Source organism: Aureimonas sp. ME7 (assembly GCF_903970965.1).
Taxonomy (GTDB): Bacteria; Pseudomonadota; Alphaproteobacteria; order Rhizobiales; family Rhizobiaceae; genus Aureimonas.
This window is the reverse complement of sequence record NZ_CAJCKW010000030.1, coordinates 1-9,672: the sequence shown is the minus strand read 5'-3', so window position 1 is coordinate 9,672 and position 9,672 is coordinate 1. Positions and strand designations below refer to the sequence as shown.

Annotated in this window: 8 protein-coding genes; 2 read left to right on the top strand and 6 right to left on the bottom strand. The window is 67.2% G+C overall.

Annotation, left to right across the window (positions count from 1 at the left end):
* Window positions 1–89 precede the first annotated feature (89 nt).
* The 5 genes from H7A85_RS20360 to H7A85_RS20340 all read right to left on the bottom strand — a co-directional run bounded on the left by H7A85_RS20360 (window position 90) and on the right by H7A85_RS20340 (window position 5,081).
* Window positions 90–437 carry a helix-turn-helix transcriptional regulator gene (locus tag H7A85_RS20360; RefSeq protein WP_182422370.1) on the bottom strand — a complete coding sequence of 116 codons (348 nt, stop codon included), beginning with the start codon at window positions 435–437 and terminating at the stop codon, window positions 90–92.
* Between the two features lie 401 nt (window positions 438–838).
* Complete coding sequence (gene hemN / locus H7A85_RS20355; protein WP_182422369.1) at window positions 839–2,164, bottom strand: oxygen-independent coproporphyrinogen III oxidase; 1,326 nt, start codon at window positions 2,162–2,164, stop codon at window positions 839–841.
* On the bottom strand, window positions 2,161–2,313 hold the full coding sequence (gene cydX, locus H7A85_RS20350) for a cytochrome bd-I oxidase subunit CydX (RefSeq protein WP_182422368.1): 153 nt from the start codon (window positions 2,311–2,313) through the stop codon (window positions 2,161–2,163). Before cydX ends, hemN begins: the two co-directional genes overlap by 4 nt.
* An 11-nt stretch (window positions 2,314–2,324) precedes the next feature.
* A complete protein-coding gene (gene cydB, locus H7A85_RS20345) occupies window positions 2,325–3,473 on the bottom strand; it encodes a cytochrome d ubiquinol oxidase subunit II (protein ID WP_182422367.1) in 1,149 nt (382 codons plus the stop codon).
* A gap of 24 nt (window positions 3,474–3,497) precedes the next feature.
* Window positions 3,498–5,081, bottom strand: coding sequence for a cytochrome ubiquinol oxidase subunit I (locus tag H7A85_RS20340; protein ID WP_210270281.1), 1,584 nt, complete (start codon window positions 5,079–5,081; stop codon window positions 3,498–3,500).
* 152 nt (window positions 5,082–5,233) lie between these two features.
* Here H7A85_RS20340 and cydD point away from each other — a divergent pair, with 152 nt between their 5' ends.
* The gene (gene cydD, locus H7A85_RS20335; protein WP_182422365.1) at window positions 5,234–6,976 is read left to right on the top strand and encodes a thiol reductant ABC exporter subunit CydD; all 1,743 of its coding nucleotides are present in this window, start codon (window positions 5,234–5,236) and stop codon (window positions 6,974–6,976) included.
* On the top strand, window positions 6,973–8,634 hold the full coding sequence (gene cydC, locus H7A85_RS20330) for a thiol reductant ABC exporter subunit CydC (protein WP_182422364.1): 1,662 nt from the start codon (window positions 6,973–6,975) through the stop codon (window positions 8,632–8,634). Before cydD ends, cydC begins: the two co-directional genes overlap by 4 nt.
* Here cydC and H7A85_RS20325 read toward each other — a convergent pair.
* On the bottom strand, window positions 8,622–9,287 hold the full coding sequence (locus H7A85_RS20325) for a Crp/Fnr family transcriptional regulator (RefSeq protein WP_182422371.1): 666 nt from the start codon (window positions 9,285–9,287) through the stop codon (window positions 8,622–8,624). The genes cydC and H7A85_RS20325 overlap by 13 nt on opposite strands.
* Between the last annotated feature and the right edge of the window lie 385 nt (window positions 9,288–9,672).

The window sequence follows — 9,672 nt, the reverse complement described above, 5'->3', positions numbered from 1 at the left end:
TGTGAAATCGGCGACCAATGGGATGGCCCAGTGTATCACGCGCAGGTTTGTGGGCTGGGGCGGTAGCAGATCGTCCTACCACGCGTTGGCTACGCCTTGGCGGCTGCAAGGGCTGCGATCAAACGATGGACCCCCTCGCGAACGTCCTGCGGCAGGCGTTCGAACTTCTCGGCGTCGGTTGACGGAGCCGTTTGGTTAGCTTCGGCAGTAGCCAAGGCTGGCAGAAGCGTCGTTACGCACACCCCGAAATGCTGCGCCACGCGATACAGGTTTGCCGCAGACAGCCGATTAGTGCCGTTCTCGTACTTCTGCATCTGCTGGTAGGTGACGCCGAGCGCATCGCCGACGGCCTGCAGCGACTGACGCCTTGCAGACCGCGTCTCGCGAAGGCGCATGCCGATGAAGGAGTTCACATATTCTGGGTCATGCAATTCCATAGTTGCAACGGTATGGCGAGGAGTGGGGCTTTTGAGGGGCGTTGGGTCCGTGTCCCTGTCAGTCGCAGGCGCAACCCTTGCCCTTCGACTTGTGGCTGCGGGCAGACTGGTCACAGGCGTCGAAGCTTGAGCGCTCCCTGCCCGACGAAGTGCTCCAGTCCGTCGCCAAGAGCAACAAAAGCGGCGGGGAACCATCGTGATCGAACGACAATCCCTTCTGTAATTGGTCCTCGATTATCAAGCGCCAGTCTTGTGATATCCGCCAATGGGGAAAATGGGTGGAAACCCTTCAGTCCGCTTCTGGGGGTCGAAGGCCTGAAGCGGACACAACCTCAACGCAGATAGGAAAGGCTGGATCGCTCCTCTCGTATCATTGGTCGTTGATCGTCGCCTGGACTCGCTCAGACCGCTTCGCTGAAGGTTTGTTCCGCTTCGGTACGAAAGCGATCGAACACAGCAGCGATGAGACGCACGAAGGGGCGGCCGCTCTCCGTTAGGCGCAACTGTGCGCGCCCCAGTTCGATCAGACCCTCCATTGCGAAGGGCCTGAGCAAAGCCAACTCGTCGGCAAGGCGAAGATCCGCTTCTTCCAGCTCCGTCGAGAAGGTACACATAAGGCTCTCGATGAGGCGCGCCCGGTTTCGATCGTCACCCGTGAAGCCATGACCTCGACGCGTCGCGAGCTTGCTGGCGGTCACGTCGGCACGCCAATGCCCGATGTCGCTCGCATTCTGCGCGAAGCCCCCAGGCAGCTTCGAGATCGCGGAAGGGCCGAAACCGATGAGGACGTCGTTGGGATCGTCCGTGTAACCCTGGAAGTTGCGATGGAGGCCCCCCTTCCGCGCGGCGACAGCGAGCGGGTCGCTGGGCCTCGCGAAGTGGTCGATGCCGATCCGCTCGAACCCCGCGGTCTTCAGGGTGTCGCCGATCAGGGCGGCCTGGTCGAGACGGGCCTGCGTGCCGGGCAGGGCGCTCTCGTCGATGAGGCGCTGGTTGGCCCGACGGGCCGGCAGGTGGGCGTAGCCGTAGAAGGCGATGCGGGAGGGTGCGAGGTCGACCACCGCGTCCAGCGTCTGCCGGAGGCTCGCCTCGCTCTGGTGCGGCAGACCGTAGACAAGGTCGAAGTTGAGGCGCCCGATCCCGGCCGTGCGCAGAGCGTCCACCGCCCGCCGGACCTGTGTCTGCGGCTGGAAGCGTCCGATCGCTTCCTGCACCGCCGGATCGAGATCCTGCACGCCGAGGCTCGCCCGTGTCACCCCGAGCGCCGCGAGGCCCATGGCGAAGCCGGGATCGACGTTTCGCGGGTCGAGCTCGATCGCATGTTCGGCGAGCGCGCCCATGTCCAAGGAATCGCGGAGCTGCGAAAGTATAGACGCCAGTCCACCGAGACCGAGGATCGACGGCGTGCCGCCACCCCAAGCGATCCTATCAATGCGGACGGGACCGTTGGCATGGCGCGCCACGACAGCGATCTCGGCCCGGAGCGCTGTCTGGAAGGCGTCCACCACGCTCTCCCGGCGCGCGGCCTTCGCGTGGCATCCGCAGTAGTGGCAGATGTCCCGGCAATAGGGGACGTGCAGATAGGCCGAAACACTCTCCCGCGGTTTGATCTCTCCGAGCCAGCGCGCCGCCTGCTCGGGACCGACGGCGGAGGTAAAGTCCGCCGCCGTTGGGTAAGAGGTGTACCGCGGCACGCGGGCCGCCGCGAGGTGCCGGGCGAGGGTCATCGGGCAGGATCTCCCGCACCAGGACGCCCCGCGGGGTCGCCAGCCAAAGCCGACAGGCGCCGGTCCTCGCGCATCTCGAACCACATCGCGTTGAGGATGGCGAAGGCGCACGCAAGGCCGACGCCGAGGATCCAACTAAAATACCACATCGGGAATGTCCTCAGTAGGCGTTGGGGTTGCGGCCGATGGAGACGGCGGTGACCGGCCCTCGCATCACGCGGTAGACCCAGGTCGTGTAGAGAAGGATCAAGGGCAGAAAGATCGCGGTCGCGATCAGCATGACGAAGAGCGTCAGGTGGCTGGACGAGGCGTCCCACACGGTGAGGCTGACATCCGGGGTGGTCGAGGACGGCAGCAGGAAGGGGAATAGCGACAGGCCCGCCGTAGAGATGATGCCGAAGATGGCGGTGCTGGTGGCGAGGATCGTCGGCACCTTCAGTCCGAGCCGCAGCCCCGCGAAGCCGGCAAGGCTTCCCAGAAGGCCGAGCGCGGGGGCGATCAGCATCCACGGGTGGCGACCGTAGTTGGCGACCCAGGCACCCGCCTCCCGCGTCACCGTCTTGGCGAGCGGGTTGGAGGGCGCGGCGCTATCCTGCACGGAAGTGACGACATAGCCCTCCAGCCCGTAGGCGACCCAGATCCCGCCGAGGGCGAAGAGCGCGGCGGTTGCGAGCGCCGCCCAGCCGCCGTAGGCCCTAGCCCGTTCCGCCACCGGCCCCTCGCAGCGCGCCGTGATCACTGCCGCTCCTTGTGCCACGCACATGCCGACGCTCAGGAGGCCTGCGAGAAGGGCGAAGGGCGTGAGCAGCCCAAAGAAATTGCCGGAGTAGGAGGCGCGCAGCGTGGCATCGAGGCCGAAGGGCACGCCGAGAAGGACGTTGCCGACCGCGACGCCCGCGATCAGCGCCGGCACGAAGCCGCCGACGAAGAGCGCCCAGTCCCAGGTCTCGCGCCAGCGCGGATCGTGGATCTTGCCCCGGAACTTGAAGCCGACAGGGCGCAGGATCAGCGCCAGGAGGATCGCGATCATTGCGAGGTAGAAACCGGAGAAGCTCGCGGCGTAGAGGGCCGGCCAGGCGGCGAAGATCGCGCCGCCTCCCAGTACCAGCCAGACCTGGTTTCCTTCCCAGGTCGGGCCGACGAGGTTGATCAGGATGCGCCGCTCCTCGTCGGTCCGGGCCGCGAAGGGCAGGAGCGCTCCGACGCCGAGGTCGTAGCCATCCATCACGGCGAAGCCGATCAGGAGGATGCCGAGCAGCGCCCACCAGACGAGACGCATCGTCTCGTAGTCGAGGGGAATCTGGGTCATGTCCGTTGCCTTGGGAATTTGAGGTCAGCGCGTTTCGGGCGCGGCGGCGGCGCCGTCGGGGATCATCTGCGAACCGCCGATCCCGTCGATGAGCACGTTGGTCTTCGAGGGGCCGGCCTTGATGACCTTCAGCATCAGGAACACCATCACCACGGCGAGCGTCGTGTAGACCGTAAGGAAGAAGGCGAGGCTGATGGCAAGATCCGTCAGCGTCAGCCCGGATGCCGCGTAGAAGGTCGGCAGCACGCCTTCCACCGCCCAAGGCTGGCGACCGTACTCGGCGATGAACCAGCCGGCCTCGATCGCGATCCAGGGCGTCGGCAGCGAGAGGAGCGCGATCCACAGGAGCGTGCGGCTCTCGCCGATGCGATGGCGGGAGGCGAGGACGAAGGCCACCGCGAAGAAGGCGATGAGATAGAGCCCGCAGGCGACCATCAGGCGAAAGCTCCAGAAGAGCGGTGCGACGCCCGGCACCGTGTCGAACCCAGCCTGCGTGATCTCCTCTTGCGTCGCGTTCTCCACGTCGTCGCGGTAGCGTTTGAGGAGGAGGGCGTAGCCGAGGTCGCGCCAGCCGGCCGAGAAGGTCTCGCGGGCAGCCATGTCGGTTCCGTCGGTGCGGATGCGCTGGAGAGCCCCGTAGGCGACGATGCCGTTCTTGATGCGCTGCCCGGCAGTCTCGACGAGGTCAAGGATGCCCGGGATCTCGCCGGACAGGGAACGCGTCGCCATCAGGCCGAGCGCGTAGGGGATCTGCACCTCGAAGGAGTTCTCCCGGTCGCCGGGCACTGCGAAAAGGTTGAAGCCTGCGGGCGCGGGCTCGGTGTGCCACATGGCCTCCATCGCCGCGATCTTCATCTTTTGGTGCTCGGTTGCTGCATAGCCGCTCTCGTCGCCCAGCACGACGACCGAGAGGGAAGAGGCCAGGCCAAAGGAAGCCGCGACCGCGATCGAGCGCTTGGCGAGGTCGACGTGCCGGCCGCGCAGCAGGAACCAGGCGCTGATCGACAGCACGAACATCGCGCCCGTCACGTAGCCGGCCGAGACCGTATGGACGAACTTCGCCTGCGCTACCGGGTTGAAGATCACCGCTATGAAGTCGGTGATTTCCATGCGCATCGTGTCGGGGTTGAAGGTCGCACCGACCGGGTTCTGCATCCAGCCGTTGGCGATCAGGATCCAGAGCGCGGAGAAGTTGGCGCCGAGCGCGACGAGCCAGGTCACGACGAGGTGTCCGACCTTCGACAAGCGGTCCCAGCCGAAGAAGAAAAGGCCGATGAAGGTGGCTTCGAGGAAGAAGGCCATGAGGCCCTCGATCGCCAGCGGCGCGCCGAACACGTCGCCGACATAGTGGGAGTAGTAGCTCCAGTTCATTCCGAACTGGAACTCCATGACGATGCCAGTGGCGACGCCCATGGCGAAGTTGATGCCGAAGAGCGTGCCCCAGAACAGGGTCATGCGCCGCCAGACCTCGCGGCCCGTCATCACGTAGACACTCTCCATGATGGCCATCATGAAGGACAAGCCGAGCGTCAGCGGCACGAAGAGGAAGTGGTACATCGCCGTCGCCGCGAACTGAAGCCGCGACAGGTCGACGACCGTCATGTCGATCATGATCGTTCACCCGAAGGTTGGAGCCGACGCCCTGCCGGCCTTCCCCTATCCCTCTACGGCCGTGCCTCTCCTGGCGCCTTGATTTGAATCAAGGCGTCTGACGAACCCTCCCGCTAAGCCATGCCGATTGGTCACGAGGACGGGCGGCAATGGCGATGGACGTACCCGAGGAACGCGCACAGGCGCGCTGGTTGGCGGGGCTCCGGCCGATCGGCGGCTGGCCCTTGGCGCTCGGGCTGGCGGCTCCCCTTCTGTCGGGCGCGACGCTCATCGCGCAGGCGTTCCTCCTGTCGCGCATCCTCGGCCGGGCGATCGGCGAAGGCGCGCCACTCACTGATTCTCAAGACGACATCCTGGTCCTCGGCGCGGTTATGGCGTTTCGTGTCCTTCTCGGCCTCGCGGGGGAGATCGGCGCGGCGACGGGCGCCGAGCGGATTAAGCTCGAGCTGCGTCGTGTCCTTTTCCGGGCGCTTCTTACGAAGCATCCGGACTGGACCGCCGGCCGCCCGTCCGGCGCGCTCGGCACGGCGCTCGTCGACCACGTCGAGGCGCTCGACGGCTTCTTCCTGCGCTTTCTTCCCGCAACGGTCGGGGCCGCCGTGCTGCCGCTCGCCTTCGCGGCCGCGGTGATGCCGGTGGACTGGGTCGTCGGGCTGCTCTTCCTCATCACCGCGCCGCTGATCCCGCTCTTTATGGCTCTGGCCGGCTGGGGCGCGAAGGGGGCGGCCGAAGCGCAGGCCGACGCTCTCGCGCGGCTGTCCGGCCACTTTGCCGACCGCTTGCGAGGGCTGACGACGCTTGCCCTTCTCGGGCGCGGCGAGGCGGAGGTGGGGCGCACCGAGCGCGCGACGGACGAATTGCGCCGGCGCACGCTGCGCGTCCTGCGCATCGCATTCCTTTCCTCGGCGATGCTGGAGTTCTTTGCCGCGCTCGGCGTTGCGGGCGTCGCCCTTTACGTCGGGCTCACCTATCTCGGCTTGGTCGGCCTCCACTCGGATGGCCTGACGCTTCAGGCGGGGCTGTTCTGCCTTGTTATGGCACCGGAGGTCTACCATCCCCTACGCACCATGGCGGCCCATTACCACGACCGCGCGGGCGCCAAGGCGGCGGTTGCCGAACTCTCCAAGCTGTTCGGGACGCTGCCCGACCTCAAGTCCGGGACGGACGCGGTGGTCGCGACGAGTCGGCTTCCCGAAGGCCCGCTTGGCCTGAACGCTAGCGGGCTGGTGGTCTCGACGCCGGACGGCGTGCGGACCGTCCTCGAAGGGATCGACCTGTCCGTCGCAGCCGGGGCCCATGTCGCGCTAGAAGGCGCGAGCGGCATCGGCAAGTCCACACTTCTGGAACGGCTCGCGGGACTTCGGGCAGGCGATGGCACCGTACTTCTCGGCGGCATTCCCTTGCCCGAGATCGGGGAGGCAACCTTCCGCGAGCGCGTCGCCTTCCTGCCGCAGCGCCCGCATCTCTTCGTCGGCACGATCCGCGACAACATCCGCTTCGGTCGAACCAGAGCGGATGACGCCAAGGTAGAGGAGGCCGCGGCTCGAGCCTGCGTCGACGCCTTCGCGCGCGAGCTGCCGCTCGGTCTCGACACGCCCGTCGGCGAGAACGGACTTGGGCTGTCGGGCGGCGAGCGTCACCGCGTCGCGCTGGCCAGGCTCTACCTGCGCGACCCCTCGCTGATCCTCCTCGACGAGCCCACGGCCCATCTCGATCCAGCGACGGAAGCCGAGGTCCTGCGCGGCCTCCTGGAGTTCGTTGAAGGCCGGACGCTTCTCGTCGCCACCCATTCGGCCCGCGTCGTTTACGCGCTGGGCACGTCGTTGCGCTTCCGCGACGGGCGCCTCGTTCCCGTGCCGAAACCACAGATCATACTGGAGACGGCCGCATGAACGCGCTTCTGGTCTTTCGCCCACTCTTCGCGCCTCATGCCCGCGGCTTTGTCCTCGCGCTCGCCCTATCGATCGTCGGGCTCAGTGCCGGCATCCTGCTTCTGAGCGTCTCCGGCTGGTTCCTCACCGCCGCCAGCCTGACGACGCTTGGCGCTGCCTTCAACCTCTTCGGCCCTTCGGCGGCGGTGCGGGGCCTGTCCTTCCTGCGGATCGGCGCGCGCTATGGCGAGAAGCTCGCCGGCCACGACGCCACCCTGCGCAGCCTCGGCACGATCCGGGCCTGGACCTTTCGACGAATGCTGCCGCGCGTCTCGCCCGCCGACCCTGCCGTGCGTCGCGGGGATCTCGTCTCGCGGCTCACCGCCGACGTCGACGCGCTCGACACCGTGTTCCTACTGGCGGTCGGCCCGCTTCTAGCGAACCTGGCGGTTGGCGCCGGGCTCTTCGCGGCGCTCTACCATCTCCTGCCGCAGGCCGCGCCGATCTACGCGGCCGGTTGGCTCGGGGCCGGTGTGCTGGTGCCGCTCGCCCTCTCGTTCGCCGGGCGGCGCGGTGGTGCGGCGATCCGGGAGGTTTCGGCCGAACTGCGCGCCGCCGCGCTTGACGGCGTGGATGGCCATGCCGACCTCGTCGCCTTTGGCCGCGTCGGCGAGGCAGCTCGCGACTTCGCAGCCCGTGCCGGGCGCCTCAGTGCCCTGCGTAGGAAACAGGGTTGGCGGGCGGCCGTGGGGTCGGCCGCCGTCCAGCTCTGCGCCGGGGCGACGGCCCTCGGCGTGCTCCTCGCCGGCCTTGCGGCGCTGGAAGCGGGCACGATCGGCGGCCCGTTGCTCGCCGGGTTGGTTCTCGCCGTGCTTGGCAGCTTCGAGGCGAGCGCGCTCACCCTTCGTGGTACCGCCCGACTCGGGGAGGCGCAGGGGGCGGCTCGGCGCTTGCGCGAGCTTGCCGCCCGCTCACCCGCGATCGCGGACCCGGCGGTGCCATGCTGCCTGCCCGAAGGTGGATCGCTCGCCCTGGAATGGGTGACCTTCGGCTTCGACCCCGCCCGGCCAATCCTGCGCGACGTCTGCCTGACCGTGGGGACCGGAGAGCATGTCGCGATCCGGGGGCCAAGCGGCTCGGGCAAGTCCGCTCTCCTGAACCTGTTGCTGCGGTTGTCGGACCCGCAGGGCGGGCGTGTCCTGGTGGCGGGCATCAACGTGCGCCGTTGCGGGCTGGCCGCCCTGCGCTCGCGCGTTGCCTTCCTTGAGCAGAACACGCCGATCTTTCTCGACACGGTGCGCGGCAACCTTCTCCTCGGCTGCCCCGAGGCTTCCGACGAAGACCTCTGGACCACGCTGGAACGAGTGCGGCTGGCACCGCTCGTGCGTTCGATGCCGCTTGGGCTCGACACGCCGCTCGGCGAAGCCGGTCGAACGCTTTCGGCCGGAGAGGCTCGGCGCCTGTGCTTGGCACGCGTGCTGCTTTCTCCTGCTGAGATTCTCGTCCTTGACGAGCCGACGAGCGGTCTCGACCGACAGACGGAGGCGGCCTTCCTCGGAGAAGTCGCGGAAACCTGCGCAGGCCGGACGGTGATCCTCGCAACCCATGCGGAGCTTCCGGCAGGCGGCTTCGACCGGAGGTTCCGACTGGTGAACGGCGGATTGGTTCAGGATCCGTGATCAGGCAAGCCGGCCACCGCCTTGAGAGCCTGGGCGTTGACGATCTCGATCGCATGTGGATCCGGCATGGCGATCAGGCCCTGGTTCCTCAGCTTGGTGAAGGAGCGGCTGACCGTCTCGACCGTCAGGCCGAGATAGTCGGCGATGTCGCCCCGGCTCATCGGCAGGCGCACGGGGCTCGGAGCGAGCCGGTGCTCGACCGCCCGCGCCGAGAGCAGAACAAGGAAACTCGCCAGCTTCTCGACGGGTGCGAGGCGGCCGAGGATGAGCTGGTGTTCGCGCGCCTGCCGCAGCGCTGCGCGCGTGAAGCGATGCAGCCGGTCCTGAAGCTTAGGGTAGCGTGCGGTCAGCGCTTCCATCTGCCGGACCGGGAAGGCGCACAGGGCCGAGGGTTCGACGGCCTCGGCGCTGGCGGAATGGACCTTGTCGTCGGCAAGGCCGAGATAGTCGCCGGGCATCAGGAAGCCGGTGATCTGCCGACGCCCGTCGGGCAGGGCCACGGAAAGCCGCAGCATGCCGGACGTCAGCGTGAAGACTCGCTTCTTCGTCGCGCCCTCCTCGACGAGAGTTTCGTTCGGTTCCAGGCGCCGGGAGGTCATGATGAGCTCCAGGGCCCCGACCTCGTCGTCGTCCAGCGCCGCGCAGACCGCCATGGTGCGCACGTCGCACTGCGCGCACGCACCGCAGGGCTGGCGGTGTGGCTCCTGTCTGATGGCTTCGTTGAGAACCTGTCCCATGACGGAAGATATGGCCCTAGTCGCACCATCCGCACAAGATGACGTCTATCCCGGATGCGCATCTCAGCCGGCATGCCGTAGGAGCCTGCCACGCTTCCTTTCTGGGGCGATCCCACGTTCAGCACGAGATTCATGTCCGCTATTGAAAGGCGGCCTGCGAGGCCCCAACGGCCGCAAAGGGTCCAGGCTGTTTCAAAACGTCGAACCCTGTTGTCGTTCGACGTTTTGGGACCGACCGGATGGCTGGACATCGAAAGGCGGCGCTCTGTAGCTGCGTTTTGTGCTCATCGCTGGATAAGAT

What these genes read in the sequence shown, in the direction of transcription:
- H7A85_RS20360 (WP_182422370.1), bottom strand. Translation starts at nt 437, where the DNA reads ATGGAATTGCATGACCCAGAATATGTGAACTCCTTCATCGGCATGCGC.
- hemN (WP_182422369.1), bottom strand. Translation starts at nt 2,164, where the DNA reads ATGACCCTCGCCCGGCACCTCGCGGCGGCCCGCGTGCCGCGGTACACC.
- cydX (WP_182422368.1), bottom strand. Translation starts at nt 2,313, where the DNA reads ATGTGGTATTTTAGTTGGATCCTCGGCGTCGGCCTTGCGTGCGCCTTC.
- cydB (WP_182422367.1), bottom strand. Translation starts at nt 3,473, where the DNA reads ATGACCCAGATTCCCCTCGACTACGAGACGATGCGTCTCGTCTGGTGG.
- cydD (WP_182422365.1), top strand. Translation starts at nt 5,234, where the DNA reads ATGGCGATGGACGTACCCGAGGAACGCGCACAGGCGCGCTGGTTGGCG.
- cydC (WP_182422364.1), top strand. Translation starts at nt 6,973, where the DNA reads ATGAACGCGCTTCTGGTCTTTCGCCCACTCTTCGCGCCTCATGCCCGC.
- H7A85_RS20325 (WP_182422371.1), bottom strand. Translation starts at nt 9,287, where the DNA reads ATGGCGGTCTGCGCGGCGCTGGACGACGACGAGGTCGGGGCCCTGGAG.